Annotated in this window: 22 protein-coding genes and 2 pseudogenes; 12 read left to right on the top strand and 12 right to left on the bottom strand. The window is 68.1% G+C overall.

Annotation, left to right across the window (positions count from 1 at the left end; genetic code table 11):
• Positions 1–271, top strand: a pseudogene (locus SCNU_RS14920) (HNH endonuclease signature motif containing protein); the annotation flags it as partial.
• A gap of 50 nt (positions 272–321) precedes the next feature.
• On the opposite strand, the gene SCNU_RS14915 reads toward SCNU_RS14920, so the two are convergent.
• From SCNU_RS14915 to SCNU_RS14905, 3 genes are read right to left on the bottom strand one after another with little or no spacing between them, the layout of a single operon-like run.
• Entirely contained in the window at positions 322–825 is a 504-nt protein-coding gene (locus SCNU_RS14915; protein WP_040518526.1) for a nucleoside deaminase, read from the bottom strand.
• Positions 826–856: 31 nt separating this feature from the next.
• Positions 857–1,342 carry a SixA phosphatase family protein gene (locus tag SCNU_RS14910; protein WP_009680221.1) on the bottom strand — a complete coding sequence of 162 codons (486 nt, stop codon included), beginning with the start codon at positions 1,340–1,342 and terminating at the stop codon, positions 857–859.
• A complete protein-coding gene (locus tag SCNU_RS14905) occupies positions 1,339–1,608 on the bottom strand; it encodes a hypothetical protein (protein ID WP_040518524.1) in 270 nt (89 codons plus the stop codon). Before SCNU_RS14905 ends, SCNU_RS14910 begins: the two co-directional genes overlap by 4 nt.
• Positions 1,609–1,746: 138 nt before the next feature.
• Here SCNU_RS14905 and SCNU_RS14900 point away from each other — a divergent pair, with 138 nt between their 5' ends.
• Positions 1,747–2,262: an OsmC family protein gene (locus tag SCNU_RS14900; RefSeq protein ID WP_175284110.1), complete on the top strand. Its 516-nt coding sequence runs from the start codon at positions 1,747–1,749 to the stop codon at positions 2,260–2,262.
• 55 nt (positions 2,263–2,317) lie between these two features.
• Positions 2,318–3,178: a DMT family transporter gene (locus SCNU_RS14895; RefSeq protein ID WP_009680218.1), complete on the top strand. Its 861-nt coding sequence runs from the start codon at positions 2,318–2,320 to the stop codon at positions 3,176–3,178.
• A gap of 58 nt (positions 3,179–3,236) precedes the next feature.
• Here SCNU_RS14895 and SCNU_RS14890 read toward each other — a convergent pair whose 3' ends face one another.
• Positions 3,237–3,689, bottom strand: a complete 453-nt coding sequence (locus SCNU_RS14890) for a flavodoxin domain-containing protein (protein ID WP_009680217.1) — start codon at positions 3,687–3,689, stop codon at positions 3,237–3,239.
• 314 nt (positions 3,690–4,003) lie between these two features.
• Here SCNU_RS14890 and SCNU_RS14885 point away from each other — a divergent pair, with 314 nt between their 5' ends.
• The 3 genes from SCNU_RS14885 to SCNU_RS14875 all read left to right on the top strand — a co-directional run bounded on the left by SCNU_RS14885 (position 4,004) and on the right by SCNU_RS14875 (position 5,942).
• Positions 4,004–4,393: an SHOCT domain-containing protein gene (locus SCNU_RS14885; RefSeq protein ID WP_009680216.1), complete on the top strand. Its 390-nt coding sequence runs from the start codon at positions 4,004–4,006 to the stop codon at positions 4,391–4,393.
• Positions 4,394–4,527: 134 nt separating this feature from the next.
• Positions 4,528–5,400 (top strand): DUF3558 family protein, encoded by an 873-nt coding sequence (locus tag SCNU_RS14880; protein WP_009680215.1) that lies wholly within the window; start codon positions 4,528–4,530, stop codon positions 5,398–5,400.
• Entirely contained in the window at positions 5,397–5,942 is a 546-nt protein-coding gene (locus SCNU_RS14875) for a DUF3558 domain-containing protein (RefSeq protein WP_009680214.1), read from the top strand. Before SCNU_RS14880 ends, SCNU_RS14875 begins: the two co-directional genes overlap by 4 nt.
• Before the next feature lie 138 nt (positions 5,943–6,080).
• Here SCNU_RS14875 and SCNU_RS14870 read toward each other — a convergent pair whose 3' ends face one another.
• Positions 6,081–6,896, bottom strand: coding sequence for an acyl-[acyl-carrier-protein] thioesterase (locus SCNU_RS14870; protein WP_009680213.1), 816 nt, complete (start codon positions 6,894–6,896; stop codon positions 6,081–6,083).
• A 129-nt stretch (positions 6,897–7,025) separates the two neighbouring features.
• Here SCNU_RS14870 and SCNU_RS14865 point away from each other — a divergent pair, with 129 nt between their 5' ends.
• From SCNU_RS14865 to SCNU_RS14845, 5 genes are all read left to right on the top strand, one after another.
• On the top strand, positions 7,026–8,711 hold the full coding sequence (locus SCNU_RS14865) for an FAD-dependent oxidoreductase (RefSeq protein ID WP_040518523.1): 1,686 nt from the start codon (positions 7,026–7,028) through the stop codon (positions 8,709–8,711).
• Complete coding sequence (locus tag SCNU_RS14860) at positions 8,711–9,946, top strand: glycosyltransferase family 4 protein (protein ID WP_009680211.1); 1,236 nt, start codon at positions 8,711–8,713, stop codon at positions 9,944–9,946. The genes SCNU_RS14865 and SCNU_RS14860 overlap by 1 nt, the downstream gene beginning before the upstream one ends.
• A gap of 1 nt (position 9,947) precedes the next feature.
• A complete protein-coding gene (locus SCNU_RS14855) occupies positions 9,948–10,679 on the top strand; it encodes a class I SAM-dependent methyltransferase (protein WP_040518521.1) in 732 nt (243 codons plus the stop codon).
• A gap of 2 nt (positions 10,680–10,681) precedes the next feature.
• The gene (locus SCNU_RS14850) at positions 10,682–11,722 is read left to right on the top strand and encodes a glucosidase family protein (RefSeq protein ID WP_009680209.1); all 1,041 of its coding nucleotides are present in this window, start codon (positions 10,682–10,684) and stop codon (positions 11,720–11,722) included.
• 92 nt (positions 11,723–11,814) lie between these two features.
• Positions 11,815–12,657: an LLM class F420-dependent oxidoreductase gene (locus tag SCNU_RS14845; protein ID WP_009680208.1), complete on the top strand. Its 843-nt coding sequence runs from the start codon at positions 11,815–11,817 to the stop codon at positions 12,655–12,657.
• Positions 12,658–12,724: 67 nt separating this feature from the next.
• Here the strand turns inward: SCNU_RS14845 and SCNU_RS14840 are convergent, their stop codons facing one another.
• The 4 genes from SCNU_RS14840 to SCNU_RS14825 form a co-directional block, all read right to left on the bottom strand.
• Positions 12,725–13,441 carry an ABC transporter ATP-binding protein gene (locus tag SCNU_RS14840; protein WP_009680207.1) on the bottom strand — a complete coding sequence of 239 codons (717 nt, stop codon included), beginning with the start codon at positions 13,439–13,441 and terminating at the stop codon, positions 12,725–12,727.
• The gene (locus SCNU_RS14835) at positions 13,438–16,182 is read right to left on the bottom strand and encodes an ABC transporter permease subunit (protein WP_009680206.1); all 2,745 of its coding nucleotides are present in this window, start codon (positions 16,180–16,182) and stop codon (positions 13,438–13,440) included. The genes SCNU_RS14840 and SCNU_RS14835 overlap by 4 nt, the downstream gene beginning before the upstream one ends.
• Before the next feature lie 87 nt (positions 16,183–16,269).
• The gene (locus SCNU_RS14830) at positions 16,270–17,526 is read right to left on the bottom strand and encodes an ABC transporter substrate-binding protein (RefSeq protein ID WP_040518553.1); all 1,257 of its coding nucleotides are present in this window, start codon (positions 17,524–17,526) and stop codon (positions 16,270–16,272) included.
• A gap of 245 nt (positions 17,527–17,771) precedes the next feature.
• Positions 17,772–18,431 carry a class I SAM-dependent methyltransferase gene (locus SCNU_RS14825; RefSeq protein WP_009680204.1) on the bottom strand — a complete coding sequence of 220 codons (660 nt, stop codon included), beginning with the start codon at positions 18,429–18,431 and terminating at the stop codon, positions 17,772–17,774.
• Positions 18,432–18,475: 44 nt separating this feature from the next.
• On the opposite strand from SCNU_RS14825, the gene SCNU_RS14820 reads away from it, so the two are divergent.
• A complete protein-coding gene (locus SCNU_RS14820; protein ID WP_009680203.1) occupies positions 18,476–19,447 on the top strand; it encodes an NADPH:quinone oxidoreductase family protein in 972 nt (323 codons plus the stop codon).
• 85 nt (positions 19,448–19,532) lie between these two features.
• Here SCNU_RS14820 and SCNU_RS14815 read toward each other — a convergent pair whose 3' ends face one another.
• The 3 genes and pseudogenes from SCNU_RS14815 to SCNU_RS14805 form a co-directional block, all read right to left on the bottom strand.
• The gene (locus SCNU_RS14815) at positions 19,533–20,129 is read right to left on the bottom strand and encodes a hypothetical protein (RefSeq protein WP_009680202.1); all 597 of its coding nucleotides are present in this window, start codon (positions 20,127–20,129) and stop codon (positions 19,533–19,535) included.
• A gap of 9 nt (positions 20,130–20,138) precedes the next feature.
• Positions 20,139–21,182 (bottom strand): annotated as a pseudogene (locus SCNU_RS14810) (TIGR03617 family F420-dependent LLM class oxidoreductase).
• Between the two features lie 4 nt (positions 21,183–21,186).
• A complete protein-coding gene (locus SCNU_RS14805) occupies positions 21,187–22,095 on the bottom strand; it encodes an amidohydrolase family protein (protein ID WP_009680199.1) in 909 nt (302 codons plus the stop codon).
• Positions 22,096–22,254 lie beyond the last annotated feature (159 nt).

Raw genomic sequence — 22,254 nt, 5'->3', positions numbered from 1 at the left:
CCCGACCGACGTCGATCACCTCGGCGCCGCATGCGGCCGTCACAACCGCAGCGTCGGCAAGCGTCTCGGGGATTGGGAGACGATGATCCTGATCGACGGCCCGCACGCCGGACGCGTCGCCTGGCGGCCGGTCGGCGAGCGGCCCGGGCAGCGATGGCGGGTCAATCAGGTCCACCACGCGGAGTTGCTTCCCGACCAGGGACCGCACGCACCGCCGGCACCGGAGGAGTCCCGGGCCGAAGCCCACCTGGACGCGCTGCTCGCCGCCTGACCCGACCGCTCACATGGCCGGGCACACAGGCATGCGCGGTGGCTGAGAATTCAGGTCAGCGAGACGCCTGCCGAGCGCGCGTGAAGTTCCCGGAGTTCCTCGGTGAGTTCTGGGGCCGGCCCCGACACGGGAACGCCGGGAGCGACGTCGTTGATCGCCAGCGAGGCCACTGGAGCGGTCGGCAGCTCCCATGCGGTCTGCCAGGCGGTGAGCTGTTCCGCGCTGGCGGCATAGACGATCCGGCCCAGTCCCACCCACGCGTGCGCGGCCGAGCACATCGGGCAGTGTTCGCCGGAGGTGTAGACGGTCGCCTGGGCCCGCTGCTCCTCGGTCAGGTTCTTCGCCGCCCACCGCGCGATGGCGAACTCGGGGTGTCGGGTGTGGTCGCCGCCGCTGACTCGGTTGCGATCCGCGAACCGGACGTCGCCGGCGGCGTCGACGACCAGGGAGCCGAACGGCTGATCGCCTTCATCGAGGGCTTCTCGTGCCAGACTCACGCATCTGCGCAGGTGAACCAGGTCCGCATCCGTCGGAGGAGTGATAGTTGGGGCCATGCGGGTGACGTTACCTGTACGACCACCGGCGTCAGCGGGGTACCCGCAAGGCGAGGAGGCGGGCGTCGCGGTCGACGTCGAGCCCAAGCCGTTCCCAGGGGACGCCGATGCGGATCGCGGCGTAGGCGGACGTCGGGAACCTGTCGATCTCCCCGTCCGGGTCGAGGGCGAGCGCGGCTTCGGGCATACCGGGGAAATGGCCGACGACGAGCACGGTCGCGGCCGAGGCCGGTGCGTAGATTCGTACCGATTCGAAGATCTCAGCCGGCGTGCCGCCGTAGAGGTCGCTCACATACTCGACCGGTGCCGCCACCCCGCTCTGCTGCAGCGTCATTCGCGTACGGGTCGACGTCGAGCACAGCACCATGTCGACATCGAGGCCATCGTCGGCCATCCAGCGCCCGGCGAGCTCGGCCTGACGCATGCCGCGATCGTTCAATGGCCGATCGTGGTCGTACACGCCGTCCGGATAGGAGGACTTGCCGTGACGCATGAGAATCAGGGTGCGTTCGGTCATGCGGCACCCGCAGAACGAAGGGTCGGGTCCGCCGTCATCAGTCGCAGCAGGTGCGAGGTCTCACGCCAGGCGGACACCTCCTGCATGTAGAGGACGTGCTCGTCGATCCGTTCGTCGACCAACGCCTCGTCCGCGAGTTCGGTGAGCTCGAGGAGTTCGTCCACGCACCGGTTGATCAACGCGGGGAGACGGGCGCCGCGGCAGGCATCGTCGATGTCTTGCGAGGACAGCGTCGTCATCCGCTCGAGTTCCCTGCGATAGCTCATGCACACCACGGTAGATCCGGGGTCTGACAAAAGCGGACAGGCGCGCGCACGCGGTTAAACCCGAACTGACCACAACGGTGTCGACAGTGAGGCCGCATTCGTAGCGTGCTCGTCATGACGACAACACAGCTCATCGACATCCCCGAATCCGGCACCCCGCTCAACTCCATCGCGGCGGCCACCGCAGACGCGGTCGCGGCCAAGGCGAGCAACGCGCAGGTGGTCTTCGGTGCGTCGGCGGTCGCGACCGACGGCGTCGCCAGCGAGGTCGCGCTGCGCTCGTTCAGCGTCACCGTCGACGAACCGCCGACCCTGGGCGGTTCGGACACCGCCCCGAACCCCGTCGAGTACTACCTCGCCGCGCTGCTGTCGTGCCAGGTGGTCACCTACCGGTTCTGGGCGGAGCGGCTCGGCGTCGAGTTCGACGATCTCACTCTGACTGCCGAGGGTGATCTGGACGTCCGAGGGTTCTTCGGTCTCGACGCCGAGGTGCGACCTGGCTTCACGGCGGTCCGGGTGTCGGTGAACATCTCCGGACCTGCATCGGACGATGACTACCGGCGGCTGCAGGAGACCGTCGAACGGCACTGCCCGGTGCAGGATCTGACGGTCGACCCCACGCCGCTGAGCTCGGAACTCCACATCGACCGCTGAACGGCGGCGGTTGGGCGACCGCGGCGCGGCTCGTTGGGCACTAATCTGTCTAGTGATGCATACCTGGGCTCCGATACTGCTCGCGATCACCGCGGCGGTTCTGATAGCCGGCGGAACCGTGCTGCGGCAGCGGGCGTCGGCGGCGAGCGGAGCCATCACCGCGGGCTGGTGGCTCGGCGCGGTGGTCGCGCTGCTCGGCTTCGGGCTGCAGGCCACGGCGTTGGGACTCGGGTCGATTCTGGTGGTGCAACCACTCGTGGTCCTCGCGGTCCTGTTCGCGCTGCCGATGGAGGCGTGGATCGACAAGCGGCGACTGGAACGCGGCGAGTGGCTGTGGGGCGTGATCCTGGTGGTCTGCGTGGTTCTGTTCCTCGTGCTGGCCCGCCCGGTGTCGACCGACCGCCGACCGAACATGCTCGTCATGGTCATCACCGTGAGTGTGCTGGTGGTGGGCCTCATCGGGATCGTCGTCAACGCCGAAAGGTGTCGCAGCGCGCACTTCCGGGCCCTCAGCTATGGATTGGCGTCGGGGGCGCTGTTCGGCGTGTCGGCGCTGCTGATCAAAGCGGTGGCGCTCCGCGTCGTCGACGACCCGGTCTCGCTGGTCCACCATGCCGAGATGTACCTGCTGGTGGTGGTCGTCGTCCTCGCGATCATCGCCCAGCAGCGTGGTTTCGGTGCGGGCGATCTGCAGACCTCGTTCCCCGCGATGAACGTGATGGAGCCGACGGTGGCCATGGTGCTCGGCGTCGCACTGCTGGGCGAGAACATCTACGTCAGTGCGCCGACAGCGGTGTTCCTGTGCGTCGTGGCGCTGGTCGCGGCGACCGCGGTGGTGAAGCTGGCTCAGGACGCCGCGATCCGCGGGGAGGACCAACGACACTCCCGTGAAGAGGCGGTCAACGTCGGGTCATGACGACAATGCCCGGCCCCGCGATGCGGGACCGGGCACGGAGGCTGATGATGTGGCGGACTCAGTCCTGCTCGATGAGAGCGGGCAGAGCGGCCGCCCACTCCTCGGCGGCCTTCGCGGGCTTCACTGCCGACGACGCGTCGTGACGGAAGTGCTCGCCGACCTGAACCGCACCGAGCTCGGTGAGCTTGGCGGCCATGATCTCGCCGCCCTTGTTGTAGGTGTCCCCGTACACGGTGTCGCCCATGCCGAAGACCGCGAAGCGCAGGCCGCTCAGATCGGGCTTGATCTCGTCGAGTTCGTCGGCGAAGGGGAGGGCGCTGGACGGCAGCTCGCCCTCGCCGTAGGTGGAGCACACGACCACCAGGAAGTCGTCGGTGCTGAGATCCTCGACCTCGTACTCCGCCATGTCGTAGATCGACGGATCGTGATCGGCAGCCAGAACGTCTGCGATCGCGTCGGCGACGAGCTCGCCCGTGCCGGTTTCGGTGCCGTAGAGGATGACAGCTGACATTGTTGAACTACTCCTGGATGTTGCGGTCGGCGACGGACATTACGGTAGCGTAGCCAAAACGCTCAGTCGAATCCCCTACCAGGGACTTTGTTCCTTCGAAGCGGGCAGTGGACGGGCATCCGGGCGCGACGGCGTCGGGTGCCGTCCGCGTGGTCCGGCGAATTTGTGATGGACATCACCGAAGTGTCGTTCGTGTCGTCCTTCGGCGGATGAGCCGTGGATCGGAGACGATAGTCCTCTACGGGTGATGCCGGTCGTGGCCGACTGCGCCCTGTGGATACGATTGACGTCCAACTAAGAAAGTGGGTCCCCAAATGGACTGGAGCTCGTTCTGGAACGTCATCTGGTACACGCTGCTCGTGTTCGCGTTCATCGCGTACCTGATGGTGCTGTTCATGGTCCTGACGGACCTGTTCCGTGATCACAAGCTGTCTGCCGGATGGAAGGTCGTCTGGATCATCTTCCTGATCGTGATTCCATACCTGACGGCGTTCGTGTACCTGATCGCGCGCGGGCGCGGGATGGCTGAGCGTGGCCAGGCCGCCGCCGTCGCCGCGGACAAGGCGAGCCAGGAGTACATCCGGAACGCCGCGGGCAAGGCCTCGCCTGCCGCTGACATCGCGACCGCGAAGTCGCTGCTCGACGCGGGCACCATCACCCAGGAGGAGTACGAGGCCCTCAAGGCGAAGGCTCTCGCATCCTGAGTTGAATCGCGACGACGATGCCCGGAACCTGCTTCAGGTTCCGGGCATCGTCGTCTGCGCCGCGGGATGTCGGCGGCGGAGATTACTGTGGGAGCCGAGAACGGCCCGGCGGACCTCGTGACGGAAGGGGAGCGATGGCGACGCGCATCGACAGCTGGATCTGGTCGATCCGGCTCACCAAGACGCGGTCGGCGGCGGGTGCGGCGTGCCGTGCCGGACACGTTCAGTTGAACGGCGTCACCGCCAAAGCTGCCGCGCCGGTCTCGGTCGGCGACCGGGTCACCGTCCGGCTGGGCGGCCGCGAGCGCATCGTCGAAGTCACCAGGCTCATCAGCAAGCGGGTCTCGGCGCCGGCGGCTGCGGAGTGCTTCATCGACCACAGCCCGCCCCCGCCGCCCCGCGAGGTGCTCGCCAGCCTGCCACGACGTGACCGCGGTGCGGGCCGACCCACTAAGCGTGAGCGCCGTCAGCTCGATCAGTTCCGGTCCGGCGCGATGCTTGTTCTCGCCGCTACGGCACTGCTTCTGGCGGGGTGCTCGTCGAACGGTGGCGGCGACGAGGCCGGAGCCACCGAGACGCCGAAGGCGGGCAGTGGACCGCAGTTCGCGCGGTGCGGGGGACTGACCGTCGACGACGTCGTGTCGATGTCGGGGATGCCGGGACTCAAGCTCGCGATCGACAACACCTCCACCTGCGAGTGGCGTGCCGACGCGCAGCGGAACGGGTCGGTCTCGTTCAACTGGTACCGCGGGTCGCCGATCGGCCGCGAGCGCGGCACCGAGCAGCTGAGTCGTGACAGCACCCAGGACTACGAGGTCGACGGTCAGCCGGGCTTCATCGCTCATACCGAGGGCATCTGTGAGACGGCGATCGCCTGGGACGCTGACTTCATCGAGATCTCGCTGGCTTCGCCGAGCAGTCCGGCCACCGGACCGACGATCAATCAGGACCAACTCTGCGGCGCGGCCAAGCGGATCACCGAGAAGGTTGTGAAGGGGGCGTCATGATCGCAGTCCGCAGGGGTATCGCGGTGATCGTGGCCGTACTGGCCGTCGGTATCACGCTGGCCGCGTGCACTGTCGACGGCGAGGCGGTGCGCGAAGGGCGCGCCGTCGGCACGGACAAGGGGCACGTCGACACCGATCAGTTCGACAAGCTGCTGGCCGAGTGCGAGGTGCTGCCGTCGTCGACGATCGCGAAGGCCGTCGGCGGAACGACGGCCGAATCGAACTTCTTCGGCGCCAACTGTCGGTGGATCGTGCAGCCCCAGCAGATCGACGTCACGTTCAACTGGTTCGAGTGGGGCGACTACAACCTGGAGAAGGAGACCGCGCAGAACCTGGGCTTCACCACCGAGAACATCTCGGTGCAGAGCCAGGCTGCGTTCACCCAGCGTGATCCGAAGCGCCCGCAGGTGTGCGGTGTCACCGCGAAGTCGCCCGCGGGCGGCATCTTCACCTGGTGGGTGGAGCCGGAGGCCGCGCAGCCCGGAGACCCGTGCGCGGGGCCGATCAAGTTGATGGAGCTGATCCTGACGGGCGCGAACTGACCCGGACCTCGTGGAGCCGCTGTGCCGTTGAGCGTGACCGCCAGGTGGTCACGCTCAACGGCACAAGCACTTGGCGATCAACCTGAGGAGGGCTGGGGTGGGCGTCTCGACCGGCCGAGGGGGAGGGGACTGGGGTCGTCAGGGGATCCGGGACACCGAGACGGACGCGGCGACCTGAAGTTCGCCCGCGTCGTTCGGGGTCATCAGCCACACCAGCAGCGCGTCGTCGAGGCGCTGCCTGCGCACGACCACCCGAGTGCCCGGTGTGATCGGGCGCAGGTACTCGATGATCGCGCGATGCGGCCGGTCGAGGAGGTCGGCGTGATCGACGAGCTCGTCTTCGACGGCCTCGAAGTACGCGGCATTGTTGAGGTGCTTGAACGGGTCGAAGTCGGTGATGCGAAGCACGTGTTCGCGATCGGGGAGGTCGAGGTCCTCGGGCGCAGGCGCGGTGCCGGGATTCATCGCCTTCCACTTGAGTCGGTGCTCGTCGGTCATGGCGGTCAGCGTCTCCATCGCCAGATCGCTGATCCGGGCGGGCATGCCCTGCTCTGTCATGTTGATCCAGAACGCCTCGGTCTCCACGAGGCCGTCCGGCCGCGGCTCCGGGTTGAAGCGGTTGGTTCCGCTGGTCGCCTTGATGCGGACCCGCATGTTGGTCCAGCGTGTCGACAACGCTCCGCACCAGCGCTCCACCTCGAAGTCCGACGGCCAGGTGATCGGTTCGAGCACGTCGATCACCGTCCGCCGGATGATCCAGAACGGGTCGGTCTCGGCGAACGGGAGCACGGCGATGTTGTCGTTGGCGACGTCTTGGAGGAACCTGGCGATCCCGTCGAGCCGCACTCGCATGTCCTGATCGATGTCGCCGGTGCGCACCCGATAGTCTGCCGTGAAGTACTTCGCGCCGGCCTTCCTGTCGGCCATCGCCTGGTACGTCTGCGGTGCTGTCATCGGGGCGGACTCCTCCGGTTCCTCGAGGTGAGGGATAGGCTGCGGTCGTGACGAAGATGTGACCTTCGATACGGTACTCTCGAAGAAACTAGAACACGTTCACCCTTGACGTTCGGAGGGAAGTCCCAGATGACGCACGTAATCACGAGGTCGTGCTGTAACGATGGTTCCTGCGTGGCCGTCTGCCCGGTCAACTGCATTCATCCGACTCCGGATGAACCGGATTTCCTGACAGCCGAGATGCTCTACATCGACCCGGAGACGTGCATCGACTGCGGTGCGTGCATCGACGAATGCCCGGTGAGCGCGATCTACCCGGACGATCAGCTGCCGGAGAAGGAAGAGCCCTTCCTGCAGATCAACGCGGACTACTACAAGGACCACGACGTCGAGGGCGGCCTGGTGCGGCATCCGAAGGCTCCGAAGCTGCCGGACGAGGAACTGCGCGTCGCCATCGTCGGCGCCGGCCCCGCCGCGTTCTACGCCGCGCAGGAACTGGTCAAGAAGGCTCAGGTGCGGGTCGACATGTTCGACCGCCTGCCGACGCCGTACGGGCTGGTGCGCGCGGGCGTCGCGCCGGACCACGCGCAGACCAAGGGCGTCGAGGAGACGTTCGCGGCGGTCGAGAAGAAGCGGAACTTCACCTATCACCTCGGCGTCGAGGTGGGCACCCACATCACGCACGACGAGCTGCGCGAGCGCTACGGAGCGGTGCTGTACGCGGTCGGGGCCGCGAACGACCGCAGGCTCGACATCCCGGGAGAGGATCTGGACGGCTCGATCGCCGCGACCGACTTCGTGGCCTGGTACAACGGGCATCCCGACTACGCCGACCGCACCTTCGATCTGAGCGGCGAGCGCGCCGTGGTGATCGGCAACGGCAACGTCGCGCTCGACGTCGCGCGCATCCTGGTCACCGACCCCGATGAGCTCGCCTCGACCGACATCGCCGACCACGCCCTCGAGGTGTTGCGCGCGTCGAAGGTCCGCGAAGTGGTCGTCGTCGGCCGTCGGGGGATCGAACACGGCGCTTTCACGAACGGCGAGTTCGTCTCGCTGGCCGACCTCGAGGGCGTCGACATCGTGATCGACGACGCGGAGCTGACGCTGTCCGAGGAGGCGGCCGCGGCGCTCGCCGATGACTCGCTGGACTCGGTGATCGCCACCAAGATCCGCCTGGCTGAGGAGTTCGCGGCCAAGCCGCAGACGGACGGCAACCGCCGTATCGTGTTCACGTTCCTCACCTCGCCGGTCGAGATCATCGGCGACGACGACGGCGCGGCGACCGGGCTGAATCTGGTCCGCAACCGCTACATCGGCGGCGGGAAGATCGAGCAGACCGACGAGACCTCGCAGCTCGACGCGGGGTTGATCGTCCGCTCCATCGGCTACCGCAGCAGGCCGATCAAGGATCTCCCGTTCGACGACGGCCGGTCCGTGGTGCCCAACGCCGACAGCCGCGTGCTCGACGGACCCGCGGGCGATCCGTTGCCCGGGGTGTTCGTCGCAGGCTGGATCAAGCGCGGACCCACCGGAGGCATCGGCCGCAACCGGCTGTGCGGCGAGGAGGCGGCCGCTGCGATTCTGGCGGACTTCGCGAACGGACTCCTGGGCGCACCGACGGTCGACAGCTCCGATGTCGCCGCGCTGGTCGAGGGCCGCGGTGCGCACCGCGTGGATCTGTCCGGGTGGAAGCGCATCGACTCCGCGGAGCGCGATGCGGGTTCGGGGGCCGGCCGACGGCGGGTCAAGTTCATCTCGATCGACGAGATGAAGGTCGTCGCGGGCCGGGCCGAGCCCGTCGAGGGCGTCTAGTGCGGATCGCGCTGCTGTCGTACCGCAGCAAACCCCATTGCGGTGGGCAGGGCGTCTACGTCCGGCACCTTTCGCGCGAACTGGCCGCGCTCGGCCACGACGTCGAGGTGTTCTCGGGCCAGCCGTACCCGGAACTCGACGACGGCGTCCGGCTCACGAAGGTGCCCAGCCTGGATCTGTACGGCGAGCCGGAGCCGTTCCGGACACCCCGACTCCGGGAATACCGCGACTGGATCGACGTGCTCGAAGTGGCCGCCATGTGGACCGCGGCATTCGGTGAGCCGCTGACGTTCAGCCTGCGGATGGCACGGCTGCTGCGCGGTCGCCGGGACGACTTCGACGTGGTCCACGACAACCAGTGCCTCGGATATGGACTGCTCTCGATCAAGCGGCAGGGCTTCCCGCTCGTCGCGACGATTCATCATCCGATCACCCAGGACCGTGCGCTCGCGGTGAAGGCGGCGAAGGGACTGAAGAAGATCAGTGCCTGGCGCTGGCATTCGTTCCTCGCGATGCAGGGTCGAGTGGCGCGCCGGATTCCGTCGCTCCTGACCGTCTCCAACAGCAGTGAGCAGGACATCCGGAAGGCATTCCACGTCGCACCGGGTGCGCTCGCGACCATTCCGCTCGGGGTGGACGTCGACCTCTACGCGCCGCGCGGTGAGCGGGTGCCGGGCCGGATCGTCTGCGTCGCGAGCGCCGACGCGCCGCTCAAAGGAGTGTCGTACCTGCTCGAGGCGGTCGCGAAGGTCGCCGCCGAGCGCGACGTCCACCTGACCCTCGTGTCCAAGCTCGATCCCGACGGGCCGTCGGCCCGGCTCATCGACGAACTGTCGATCGCCGACCGAGTCTCCGTCGTGTCCGGGCTCGACGATGCGGAGCTGGCCGGACTGCTGGCCAGTGCCGAGGTGGCCTGCGTGCCGTCGCTGTATGAGGGTTTCTCACTGCCCGCAGTGGAGGCGATGAGCTGCGGGACGCCGCTCGTCGCCACGCGCGCCGGGGCGATCCCCGAGGTCGTCGGAGAGGACGAGGAGGCGGCCGTGTTGGTGCCGCCGCGCGATGCCGGCGCTCTGGCGCAGGCGTTGCTGCGACTCCTCGAGGACCCCGACCTCGCCGCCCGGATCGGCGCGGGCGGTCGGGAACGGGCCACTCGGCGATACAGCTGGTCGGCGGTCGCCAAGGCGACGGCCGACCGATACCAGGCGGCCGTAGACGCCGTCGCAGAAGGGAACTGACGTGCTGACTGTGGACTTCGACCGTCTCGACGTGGGACCGGGCGTCCGCGTCATCGACATCGGCGCAGGCCAGGGCAGGCACTCGTACGAGATGCTCCGTCGCGGCGCGGACGTCATCGCGTTCGACCAGAACGAGAAGGACATGGCCGACGTCGCAGAGATGTTCGGCGCACTCGCCGCGGCGGGCGAAGTCCCGGAGTCGGGCATCGCGCGCACGGAGGTCGGCGACGCGCTGGCCCTGCCCTACGACGATGACACCTTCGACGTCGTACTGATGTCGGAGATCCTGGAGCACATCCCGGACGACGCAGCGGCGATCGCTGAGATGGTCCGCATCCTCAAGCCCGGCGGTCTGGCCGCGGTGACCGTGCCCCGGTACTGGCCGGAGAAGGTCTGCTGGGCGTTGTCGGACGAGTACCACGAGGTGGAGGGCGGTCACGTCCGGATCTACCGGGAGTCGGAGCTGGCGGCGAAGCTCGCCGACGCCGGTCTTGAGGTCACCGGGTCGGGTCATGCGCATGCGCTGCACGCGCCGTACTGGTGGCTCAAGTGCGCCGTCGGCGTGGAGAACGACGAGCATCCGCTGGTCCGCGGCTACCACAAGATGCTGGTCTGGGACATGATGAGCAAGCCGTGGGTGACGCGGGTCGGGGAGCAGCTGCTGAACCCGGTGGTCGGCAAGTCGGTGGCGATCTACCTGCGCAAGCCCGCGCGGCTGGCGGAGTCCGCGTAGCGATGGTCGTACCGTCCGTCTCCGGCGTGCTGACCTGTGAGCAGGTGCGCGCCACCGGTGCCGCGATCGCCGGGATGCAGGAGTCCGACGGCGCGCTCCCGTGGTTCCCCGGTGGCAAGACCGACCCGTGGGACCACATCGAATCGGCGATGGCGCTCTCGGCGAGCGGCTATCTCGCCGAGGCGCGCGCCGCGTACGAGTGGTCGGCGCACACTCAGCGGCACGACGGATCCTGGCCGATCGAACTGCGGGCCGGTCGGGTCGTCGATCCGGGCGTCGACAGCAACTTCTGCGCGTACATCGCCGTCGGGGTGTGGCATCACTACCTGATAACCGGCGACGAGGCCTTCCTCTGGAGCATGTGGCCGACGGTCCGCGCCGCGATCGACCGCGTCCTGATGTTCCGGCGCGACGACGGCGCGTTCCGCTGGGCGGCGGACTTCACGACGGGCGCGATGTTCGACGACGCGCTGCTGACCGGGAACTCGAGTATCTACTCCGCGCTCTGCTGCGCGCTGCGGATCGCCGGCGAGGTAGACGGCGACGCCACCGGGTGGGAGCGGGCGCGGACCGATCTCGCCGCGGCGTTCGGCCGGCGCGACGAGGTGTTCGTCGCGCCGAGCGAGCATTCGATGGACTGGTACTACCCGGTGCTCGGTGGCCCGGTGCGCGGTGACGAGGGCCGGGCACTGATCGACTCCGAGTGGGACCGCTTCGTGGTGCCGGGACTCGGCATCCGCTGCGTCGGGCATCGACCGTGGGTGACCGGTGCCGAGACGAGCGAACTGGCGCTCGCACTGGAGGCGATCGGCGACGTCGACCGCGCCGTCGCCATGGTCGAGTCCATCCAGCATCTGCGCGACCCCGACGGCTCCTACTGGACGGGTCTGGTGTTCGCGGACGGGAAGCGGTGGCCGGTGGAGCGCAGCTGCTGGACGTCCGCGGCGGTCGTGCTCGCGGCCGACGCGATCAGCCGGGCGACGCCTGCCGGCGGACTCTTCGCCGACCTCGACGAGGTGCGTGTCGCCGCGTCGAACTCGTAGCCGCCGAGGCGAGACAGGCACGTGGCGGCCAAGTTAGACTAGTGTCCAGTCTGGCGTCCAGAATTGGGGCGCCGTGAGTTCGGAGGTTCGAGTTGGATTACGGAATCGTGCAGTTCACCAGCGATCGCGGACTCCGCGCGCACGAGCTGGCACCGCTGATCGAGGACGCGGGCTTCGCTGCCTACTACGTGCCGGAGCACAGTCACATCCCGACGAAGCGGGAGGCGGCGCACCCCAGAACCGGCGACGCCAGCCTCCCCGATGATCGATACACGCGCACACTCGATCCGTGGACGTCGCTCGCGGCCGCCGCGGCCGTGACTTCGCGCATCGAACTGTCGACGGCCGTGGCGCTGCCGGTGCAGTCCGATCCGCTGACGCTCGCGAAGACGATCGCCACCCTCGACCATCTCTCGCGCGGCCGCATCGCTCTCGGTGTCGGCTTCGGCTGGAACCTCGACGAGCTGTCCGACCACCACGTGCCCGCGGGCCGCAGGCGGACCATGCTCCGGGAGTACCTCGAGGCGATGCGGGCGCTGTGGACGCAGGAGGAGGCCGAGTACCACGGCGAGTTCGTCGACTTCGGTCCGAGCTGGGCCTGGCCGAAGCCGTCGCGCACCATCGGTGTCACGGTCGGAGCTGCGGGCACGGAGAAGAACTTCAAGTGGATCGCCCGCAGTGCCGACGGCTGGATCACCACACCCGGTGAGACCGACATCGAGGAATCGGTGACGCTCCTGCGCAAGATCTGGGCCGATGCCGGCCGTGAGGGGACTCCGCAGGTCGTCGCGCTGGACATGCGACCCGACGCCGAACGCCTGGCGCGCTGGGGGAAGATCGGTGTGACCCGCGTCCTCTACGGTCTGCCGGACAAGGACGTCGAGACCGCCCGCGCCTACCTGCAGAAGCTCGCGGGCAAACTGTCGCTGGGGTAGTCGGGCAGGCCCCGCTGGTTGAGCGAGCGGCCCTACCCGCTCGCTCAACCAGCGGGTTGGGCCGCGCTCACTCGCCCATGTACGCGGCCTCCAGCCTGCCGAGGTCGGCGGCGAGGGCGGAGGCGTCGTCTTCCAGATGGATCCGGCCCTTGACGAGGACGACGGCGCGATCGGCGATGCCGAGCGCGAGGTGCACGTGCTGCTCCACCAGGATCACCGAGGTGCCCTGATCCGCCGCGACCTGCCGGAGCACCGGGAGGATCGCCTCGACGATCACCGGTGCCAGACCCATGCTGAGCTCATCGATCAGCAGGACGTCGGGCTTCTGCAGCAGGGCCCGCGCGAGTGCGAGCATCTGCTGCTCGCCGCCGGACAACTGGCCTGCCGCCACCGACATGCGCTTGCGCAGTGCGGGGAAGTACTCCAGGGCCACCTCCATCTCCTGTGCGGCCGCCTTGCGGCCGCGGGACTTCACCGCGAGCCGCATGTTCTGCTCGGTGGTCAGCCGCCGGAACAGGGCGCGGTCGTCCGGGACCAGGACCAGACCGTTCCGCACGGCCGAGCGCGGATTGCCGGACGGCAGCTCGACGCCGCCGACCACGACCTTCCCCGCCTCCCGAGGAAGGAGTCCGGCCAAGGTCTCGAGCATCGTGGTCTTACCCGCCCCGTTGGGACCGAGCAGAGCGATCACCTCGCCCTTGCCGACCTTCAGATCCACCTCGTGCACGCAGGGACTTCCAGCGATTCGCGCGGCCGACAGGCCATCGCATTCCAGCACGTTCATTTCTGCTCCTCCATAGCCGCATCCGGCTCGCCGCTCGCGAGCGGTGCGCCCAGATACGCCTCGATCACCTTGTCCGACGTGCGGATCTCGTCCGGCGTCCCGGTCGCGATGACCGCGCCGAGGTCCAGCACGATCACTCGATCGCAGACACCGAGCACCAGATCCATGTCGTGGTCGATCAGCAGCATCGCCGTCCCGGACGTCTGCGCCGCGCGAAGTCGCGCGCCGAGCCACTGGCTCTCGGCGGTATCCAGGCCGGCCGCCGGTTCGTCGAGCAGGGCCACCCGCGGTTCGCCGGCGAGGACTCGGGCCACCGAGACGAGCTGACGTTGGCCTTGAGACAGGTCCGCCGCGGCGACGTCGGCCAGGTCGGAGATGCCCAGCAGCCGCAGTGCGTTGTCGACGGCGCCCTCCGGACTGCGGCCCGCCGCGACCTTCAGATTCTCCGAGACGGAGAGGTCGTCGTACAGTTCGATGTCCTGGAAGGTGCGTCCCAGACCGGCACGCGTACGACGATGCGGTGCGAGCCCGTCGATCCGTCTCTCATCGGTCGACACCTGGCCGGTCGAGGGTACGAAGCCGCAGATCGCGTCGACCAGCGTTGTCTTTCCGGCCCCGTTGGGTCCGATCAGTCCGACGATCTCGCCCGCCCGCAGTTCGAAGGAGACGTCGTCGACCGCTGTCACCGCGCCGTACTTCACGCTGACGCCGTCGACGGTCAGGACGGGATCGCCGATGGTCCGCGCCGGCGCCTGGGCGGTCTCGGTCTCGGCCTCGAGTGCCGGGTCGGCACCGCGCGCGACCTCGGTGTTCGACGACCGCTTGGCCGGTCGCAGATTCGTGATCCGGCCGGCGATGCCGTCCGGACTCGTCACGACGGTCAGGATCAGCAGCGCGCCGCTGGCGAGCATGTAGTAGTCGCCGAAGTGCAGGTACCGATCCATGATGAAGTACATCAGCGCGCCGGGTGCCATGATGCCTGCCAGCAGGGAACCGGTGATCGAGGTGACGCCCGCGATGTAGATGACGGCGAACAGCGCGATCCCGCTGAACACCGCGTACGTTCCCGCGGCCGCGAGGGTCTGCTGGTAGGCCAGCAGCGAGCCGCCGAGACCGGCGATGAACGACGCGATGGCGAAAGCGAGCAGCTTGGTGGCGCCGACGTCGATCCCTGCCGATGCGGCGGAGCGTTCGTTGGCGCGGACCGCGAGCATGGACGCGCCGAGCCGGCTGCGGCGCAGTGCCGCGACCGCCAGGGCGGTGATCGTGAGCACCACCAGGCACAGGATGCCGAAGGCGATGCGCGGATAGCCGTCGCCGGCGCCGATGCCGAGATCGATGCCGAAGATCGAGGGCGGCTTGATCGGTGCGCCGTCGATGCCGCCGTTGAGGCTGGGATTGCGGAACCAGAAGGCCTCGGCGAAGACGGCCAGGGCCAACGTCGCGACCATCAGTGGAAGCCCGCGAACTCGCAGTGCCGGAAGTCCGACGACGACGCCGATCACCATCGCGACCAGTGCCGCCAGCAGCGGGGCGAACGGGAACGGAATGCCCATGTTCGACCCGAACCTGCTGAGGGCGAACGCGCCCGTGCCCGCCAGGGTGAGCTGCGCGAGAGACACCTGACCGGCGTAGCCGGTGACCACCAGCTGCGACAGCGCGATCATGCCGAAGATCATCGACGAGATCACCGCGAGCCGGAGGCTGCCGGAGGTGATCAGCAGGGCGACGACTGCGACGGCCACGCAGATGAGCGTCGGCACGACGATCCGTCGTGGTCGGGGCGAGCGTCCGAGGTCATTGGTGGACACCGCGCCGCGTCCCGGGAGCGGACGACCGCGGATCAGCAGGAAGGCCAGGATCAGAACCAGCGGCACCGCCTCGGCCATGCCCGCGTCCGGCATCGCGTCCCAGATGGACTGCAGATACGTGGTCTCCGACTGCAGCATGCCGATCACCAGGCCCGCGGCGACCGTGATGCCGATACCCGCGAAGTCGCCGACCAGGGCTGCGGCGAGCGCCGGAACGATGAACATCGTGTACGCGATCGGGTTCAGCGGCACGATCGGGGCGATCACGATGCCGCCGATGGCCGCGGTCGCCGACGACAGCGCCCAGTTGGCGAGCGAGATCCGATCCGGGGAGAGGCCGGTGAGCAGGGCGCCCTTCTCCGACTCGGCGGACGCCTCGGTCGCGATGCCGAACCGGGTGTACTTCAGCACGAGCCCGGCACAGACAGCCAGGCAGACGATGACGGCGGCGAGCCACAAGCGGTCGGTGGGTACCACCGCGTCGCCGATGTGGAGGTTCTTCTGCTTGAAGATCGGTGCGACGGTCGGGGTGTTGGGGCCGACCTGCAGGGCGATCAACGCCTGGAGCACCAGCATCACACCGATCGCGGCGACGGCCTTCGCCAGGACGGGCGCCGTCCGCATCGGCCGGAAGACGACCAGTTCGGCTATCACGCCGACGATCGACGCCAGCAGAACGGAGACGATCAGCGCGGGCATCACGGCCCACGGGCCGCCGACGTCGACTGTGGAGTCGAGGCCGGGGATCGGGATGAGGAGTTGTCCGTGACGGAGGAACGCGAACGTGTACGCCGCGTACAACGCGACCGCACCGGTGGCGAAGTTGACCACACCGGAGCTCTTGTAGGTCATCACCAGTGCCAGGCCGAGCGCGGCGTACACGGCGCCGTTGCCCATGCCCAGCAGCAGGTAAGCGAATACGGAAGTCATAAGGATCCTTGGAGATGAAGACGATCACCGGTGGAGACGAAACGGGGGACCGCCGTACGGCGGCCCCCCATCGCGTCTCTCCAGATGTCAGTGCTGGTTCAGGACCACGGTGTCGGTGAGCTTGCCGTCAGACGAGACCTTGCTGACCAGCACGCCCATGCCGCACAGGCTGGGGAGCATCGGCATGGCCTTGCCGTCGCAGGTGTAGGTCAGGCCGGGCGCCGCGGGGACCGGAACGTTCTTCGACGTCCGGAGGGCGTTGGTCATGTCCTGCGCGGTCACGGCTCCGGTGGGCAGCTGGGCGCCGAGACCGTTCAGGGCCATCACCGCCTGGTAGCCCATGTAGGCGATGCCGTTCGGGTCGACGTCGGGGGCGTACTGAGCCATCACGCTGCGGTACACCTTGACCGACTCGTCGGTCTGATCGTCGAGGTTCACGGTGGTGAACGTGGTTCCGCCGGCGATCGCGTCGACGCCGACGGCATCGACGACGGACTTGTCGATGCACGTCGAGATCAGGTACTGCTTCATGCCCGGTGCGGCGGTCTGCAGCGCCTTGAGCGCGGTGGTGCACTGACGCGAGTCGCCCAGGATGGTGACCGCGTCGGGCTTGTTCTCGTTGATAGCCGCGGTGATGTTCGGAGTCGGGTCCGCGATCGAGGTCGGAACGGTGATGACACTGAGGTCGACGCCCGCAGCTTTGAACATCGGCTCGCCGAGCGCCTTCGTCGACGCCGCGGCGTCACCGGTGTCGCCGATGATGACCGAGAACTTCTTGACGCCGTCCTTGGCTGCCTGCGTGGCCATCGCAGACATCGCGCCGACGGATCCGCCGGTCAGCATGAACGCCATCGGCGAGGCCATCTCGGCCTGCGAGACGCCGGAGATCGCGACGTAGGGGATGTTCGCGCCGGAGAGAATCGGGAGGATCACCGCGCCGGTGGAGGTGAACGGCGAGACCACGACGGACGCCTTCTGCTCCACCATCTGGTTTGCGCAACTGGTGGCGGAGGCCGGCTCCTCGAGTTCCTTGCAGACCACGAGGTCGACCTTGTGGCCCTTGATGCCGCCGCCGTTCTCGTTCAAGTACTTCGCGGCGGCCTCGCCCGCCTCACGCAGCTGCGGCAGGCTGACCGCGCCGCCCTCGGGCGTGATGAAACCGATCTTGATGGCCTCGCCGGACGCCGGGTTCGACGTCAGTTCGACGGTCGGGCCGGATGAACTCGTCGTCGAGGACGACTCGTCGGAGGAACAGGCGGTGAGCCCGCCCGCGAGCGCGGCGGATGCGGCGAGGACGACACCGGCGGCGCGGAGCCGGCGAGCGCGACGTGATGGTGCTTTCACGAGATTCCCTTCGGTGATGTCGTGTCGCCGGATCGAGTGCGGGCGATACACGAATCGACTGGGTCCGGAGGTTGGCTCCGGGTCAGCCAGATCAGGAATCTAGCGCGCTCTAGGTCACTTTCTATCTGGTTTCGTTAACTTCGTCACTGTCCTGAACGTGGAATTTCGATCCGCAAGTTCCTGACTAGGCACAATGGGAAAAAGTGTCCGGACACATTCCCAAAAGTGTCTATCGTCCGTTCGGACTACCGGACGCGTCTCAGTACGCGCAGCGACCCGTGAACGGACTCCTCGGTGAAGCGTCCCGAGTCGAGCGCTTGCCGGTAGATCTCGTAGGGTGGCCGACCGCCGTCCTCCGGGTTCGGGAAGACGTCGTGGATCAGAAGCGCCCCGCCCGGGCGGACCCAGCGGGCCCAGCCGTCGTAGTCGTTCTGCGCGGCCTCCATCGAGTGGCCGCCGTCGATGAAGACGAGGTCCACGTCGCGGCCCCAGATGCGGGCGGCGGCGGTCGACGGCGCGAGGAGGCCGAGCACGGTCGACTCCAGCCCGGCGTCGAACATGGTCTGCCGGAACCTGGCCGCGGTGTCGAGCAGGCCGCTGTGCCCGTCGACGAGCGCGGTGTCGTGGTACTCCCAGCCCGGCTGGTGCTCCTCCGACCCGCGGTGATGGTCGACGGTCACGATGAGTGCGTCGTTGGCCTCGGCGGCCGCGCCGAGGAAGACGGTCGACTTGCCGCAGTAGGTGCCGATCTCGACGCCGAGGCCGACGGAATCGGGCTGCGACAGGTAAGTGGCCGCGGTCTGGTGGAGTGCGTACGCCTCGTCGAGCGGCATGAAGCCGGGGGCTTCCTCGGCCGCGCGCAGGCGCTCGTCGGACAGTCCTTGGACGGGAGGGGTCGATGCCATCGTTCGATCGTATAGACACGTGTCCGGCGGCTACGGTTGGAGGCATGAAAGCACAGCTGATCGTGAGTGAAGTGGGCCCCGAAGGCCTGGAACTGCAAGAGATTCCGGAGCCGGAGCAGCAGCCCGGGCAGTACCTGGTCGATGTGCGTTCGTGCGGCGTGTGTTTTCCTGACCTGCTGATGAGCCGGGGCGAGTACCAGTTGCGGCCGCCGGTGCCGTTCGTCCCCGGAACCGAAGTGGCCGGGGTGGTGAGCGCCGCTCCCGAAGGCGGGCGGTTCGCCGTCGGCGATCGCGTCGTGGTCGCGTCGATGCTCGGTGGATTCGGCGAGCGGATCGCCGTCGTCGAGCAGCAGTTGTTCCCGCTTCCCGAGGAACTGACCTTCGACGAGGGCGCCGCCCTCGGTATCAACTTCCAGACCGCGCTGTTCGCGCTGAAGATGCGCGCGAATCTCCAGCCGGGCGAGACGGTCGGTGTTCTCGGCTCCGCCGGTGGCGTCGGCGTCGCGTCGATCATCGTGGCGAAGGCGCTGGGCGCACGGGTGATCGCCGTGGTGCATCGGACGGGCAACGAGGAGATGCTCCGCGGACTGGGTGCCGACGAGGTGGTTCAGCTGACCGACGGGTGGAAGGACCGGGTCCTCGAGCTGACCGGCGGCGGCGTGGACGTGCTGGTCGATCCGGTCGGCGGACCGGTCTTCGACGAAGCGCTGCGGGCGGTGGCGCCCGACGGCCGGTTCGTCGTGATCGGATTCGCCGCTGGCGGCATCCCGACGGTCAAGCTCAATCGGGTCCTCTTCCGGAACATCTCGGTAGTGGGCGCGGCCTGGGGTGAGTACATCCGCACGCATCCCGATGTGCCGGGGAGGCTCCATGAGGACATCGTCCGGCTGGTCGGCGAGGGCATGCGACCGCCGGTGAACCACCTGTACGAGCTGGCCGATCTGCCGCAAGCGCTCACCGACCTCGCCGAGGGCCGGGTTCGAGGCAAGGCGGTCGTGCGGGTGTCGGAGGGATAGCCGGTAGGAGTTCGAATCAGCAGTGTTCGGTGTGACCACCAGGTGGTCACACCGAACACTGCCGGCGTCCACGCCCCGGGGTATCTCACCAGAACTCGTACCAGGCGAGGTGGTCTCGGTGCAGGTCGGTGGTGACGATCAGTCCTCGACGACCGCGGTAGACGGTGACCGGTGTGCCGATCGGGTATTTCGCGAGCAGCGCGGCCGGACCCTTCACGTCGCGTCCGTAGAACGTGAAGTGGCGGTTGATCCGCACCAGCTCGCGGGAGTGCTCACGTCGGTCGGTGGGATCGGCGGGGAACCAGACGGTCAGGGTGATGACCCGTCGGTCCGGACCCCTCGGATTGCGGCGGTACGAGTCCTCGTAGGTGCGGATCCTCCCCGGTGACGCCTGGCCGACGCGCGTGACGCGAGTCGCCAGGAGCGCTCCGGCGGCTCTCGCGGTGCGGCGGTACGCCCAGACGGCGAACAGCCCACCGGCGATCCCGAAGAACGCGATCCAGCTCTGGAAGAAGGAACCGGCCGCTGAACCCGAGAACGCCTCGCCGAGCTCGTACGCCACGACGATCCCGAGGCCGAAGAAGATGATGACCACCACGGGGTACAGCAGCGTGAACACGATCGCGATGACGATCCTCGGCCAGCGAGGCTCCCCGGACGGGGCTTCGCGTTGCTGCGTCACGAGGGGAATCTACGCGCCGGCTGCGCGAACCGCGGCCGCGAGTCCCGCGAGGAGCGCCGGATCGGCGGTGTACGGCGTGTTGAACCCGAGCCGGTCGACCAGCGGACCGTATCTCGACACCAGTTCCGCGGACCCGGAGGCGATGTCGTCGACGGTCACCGCGACGGCGTCCACCAGCGCGTCGTCCACGAGCCGTGTCATGCCGGACCAGTCGCCGCCGCGTGAGAGCCCGTGCAGACGAGGACCGAGGTCGCCGTAACCGACGGATGCGAGGACCGGGTGGTAGGCGGGGGTGGAGCCGTAGAACGCGATCTGCTTGCGGACGGCGTCGCGGGCCCGGGCTCGTTCGGCGTCGTCGTGCCCGACGATCACCATCGCCGAGTGGTGCACCGACGGCATCGGTCGGTCGCTCGACTCGGCGCCCGCGGTGAGTGCAGGCAACGTGGTCTCACGCAGAAAGCGGGGTGGGCACAGCGGGTGCGACAGGAACCCATCCGCGACCTCGCCCGCGACCCGCGTCATGCGAGGTCCGACGCCTGCCAGCCAGATCGGCGGCGGGCCGAATCCGTCGACCTCGGCTGCCGCCGGGCGGAACAGGGGCGGCATCAGCGTGTGCTGGTAGAACTCGCCGCGGTGGTCGAGCCGGCCGCCGGTCTCCCAGCTGTCCCAGATCGCCCGGATCGCTGCGATCATGTCCCTGGTCCGATCGGCCGGACGGCTCCACGGCATGCTGTACCGGCGGGTGATGTGCGGCTTGATCTGCGTGCCGAGGCCCAGGACGAAGCGGCCCTTCGAATACGCCTGCAGATCCCAGCCGATGGTCGCGAGCAGCATCGGATTGCGGGCGAATGCGATCGCGACCGAGGTGCCGAGCTGGACGCGGTCGGTGTGCTCCGCGGCCAGCAGGAGCGGGAGGAACGGGTCGTGCGCCCCCTCGAACGTCCAGACCCCGAACTCTCACGTCCAGCCCCCGTCGTCCCCCGCGGCCTCGGCATCGGCGGCAGCCGAACCCATCTGACGCAGGTCGCAGACGATCGTGGTGTCGACTCGCATGGAGTCAGCCGATTCCGAAGAGAGTCGCCGCGTTGTCGTGGAACACTCCGCGCAGCCACTCGTCGCCGAGATCCAGCCGGACACACGCGTCGAGGGACTCGGTGTAGCTGTACGGAATGTTCGGGAAGTCACTGCCGAAGAGGATCTTGCCGCCGAGATCGCGCAGGCGCGGCAGCAGTTCCACCGGATAGGGCGCGCCCTCCTCGGAGAACGTCGTGAACGACATCGTGGTGTCGAGCCGCACATTCTCGTACCGCTCGGCGAGCGCGAGGAACGACTCGTACTCGGGAGTGCCCATGTGGGCGACGATCAGCGGCAACGTCGGGAAGCGCTCGAGCAACGTCGCGATCCGGTCGGGACCGGTGAACTCGCCCGGGGCGGGACCGGACCCGCAGTGGATGACGACGGGGACCTGGGCGTCGTCGATCGTGCCCCAGACACCGTCCAGAAGCGGGTCGATCGGGGAGTAGGCGCCGACCTGGATGTGCGACTTGAAGACGGCGGCACCGGACTCGATCGCGCGCTCGACGTACGACGGCGCGCCCTCTTCGGGATAGAACGTCGCAGTGTGCAGACAATCCCGGTGGCTCGCCGCGAACTCGGCACCCCACCCGTTGAGCCACTCGGCCATGTCCGGCTTGTGGGGGTAGATCATCGAGCTGAAACCGCGGACTCCGAACGCGCGCAACGTCTCGACGCGCTGCTCCTCGTCGGCGCGGTAGGCGATCGGCCATTCGCGGCCCAGCATCGGTCCGGCGGAGTCGAAGTACGCCCAGACCTTGTCCATCACCCGCCGCGGCATGAAGTGGGTGTGGACGTCGATCAGCCCGGGGAGCCCGAGCTCTCGCCACACCGTCCGCACGGCTTCGGCCTCGGCGGCCGAGAACGGTGCCGCAGTCTGTTCGTCACACATGGAGGTGACGCTACCGAACGCCCGCTCGGGCGTCTGCCGGACCGGCCCGTCGATGAAACGGCGCGCGCCCGGCCGCCGCCCAACAATCACTCGTAACGGGTGACTTGGGCACATGTGGACCGGTTCTCAGGCGATCATGATGACGCCACCGGAGATCGA

The organism is Gordonia neofelifaecis NRRL B-59395 (genome assembly GCF_000192435.1).
GTDB classification, from domain to species: Bacteria; Actinomycetota; Actinomycetes; order Mycobacteriales; family Mycobacteriaceae; genus Gordonia; species Gordonia neofelifaecis.
Note: the sequence above shows the minus strand (reverse complement) of the source record. Positions and strands in the feature narration are given on the sequence as shown.

Excerpts from the sequence above, each read along its gene's own strand:
- SCNU_RS14825 (WP_009680204.1), bottom strand. The coding sequence starts at position 18,431 with ATGGCATCGACCCCTCCCGTCCAAGGACTGTCCGACGAGCGCCTGCGC.
- SCNU_RS14870 (WP_009680213.1), bottom strand. The coding sequence starts at position 6,896 with ATGACAGCACCGCAGACGTACCAGGCGATGGCCGACAGGAAGGCCGGC.
- SCNU_RS14905 (WP_040518524.1), bottom strand. The coding sequence starts at position 1,608 with ATGAGCTATCGCAGGGAACTCGAGCGGATGACGACGCTGTCCTCGCAA.
- SCNU_RS14875 (WP_009680214.1), top strand. The coding sequence starts at position 5,397 with ATGATCGCAGTCCGCAGGGGTATCGCGGTGATCGTGGCCGTACTGGCC.
- SCNU_RS14885 (WP_009680216.1), top strand. The coding sequence starts at position 4,004 with ATGGACTGGAGCTCGTTCTGGAACGTCATCTGGTACACGCTGCTCGTG.
- SCNU_RS14865 (WP_040518523.1), top strand. The coding sequence starts at position 7,026 with ATGACGCACGTAATCACGAGGTCGTGCTGTAACGATGGTTCCTGCGTG.
- SCNU_RS14910 (WP_009680221.1), bottom strand. The coding sequence starts at position 1,342 with ATGACCGAACGCACCCTGATTCTCATGCGTCACGGCAAGTCCTCCTAT.
- SCNU_RS14915 (WP_040518526.1), bottom strand. The coding sequence starts at position 825 with ATGGCCCCAACTATCACTCCTCCGACGGATGCGGACCTGGTTCACCTG.
- SCNU_RS14880 (WP_009680215.1), top strand. The coding sequence starts at position 4,528 with ATGGCGACGCGCATCGACAGCTGGATCTGGTCGATCCGGCTCACCAAG.
- SCNU_RS14890 (WP_009680217.1), bottom strand. The coding sequence starts at position 3,689 with ATGTCAGCTGTCATCCTCTACGGCACCGAAACCGGCACGGGCGAGCTC.
- SCNU_RS14850 (WP_009680209.1), top strand. The coding sequence starts at position 10,682 with ATGGTCGTACCGTCCGTCTCCGGCGTGCTGACCTGTGAGCAGGTGCGC.
- SCNU_RS14840 (WP_009680207.1), bottom strand. The coding sequence starts at position 13,441 with ATGAACGTGCTGGAATGCGATGGCCTGTCGGCCGCGCGAATCGCTGGA.
- SCNU_RS14895 (WP_009680218.1), top strand. The coding sequence starts at position 2,318 with ATGCATACCTGGGCTCCGATACTGCTCGCGATCACCGCGGCGGTTCTG.
- SCNU_RS14820 (WP_009680203.1), top strand. The coding sequence starts at position 18,476 with ATGAAAGCACAGCTGATCGTGAGTGAAGTGGGCCCCGAAGGCCTGGAA.
- SCNU_RS14835 (WP_009680206.1), bottom strand. The coding sequence starts at position 16,182 with ATGACTTCCGTATTCGCTTACCTGCTGCTGGGCATGGGCAACGGCGCC.
- SCNU_RS14805 (WP_009680199.1), bottom strand. The coding sequence starts at position 22,095 with ATGTGTGACGAACAGACTGCGGCACCGTTCTCGGCCGCCGAGGCCGAA.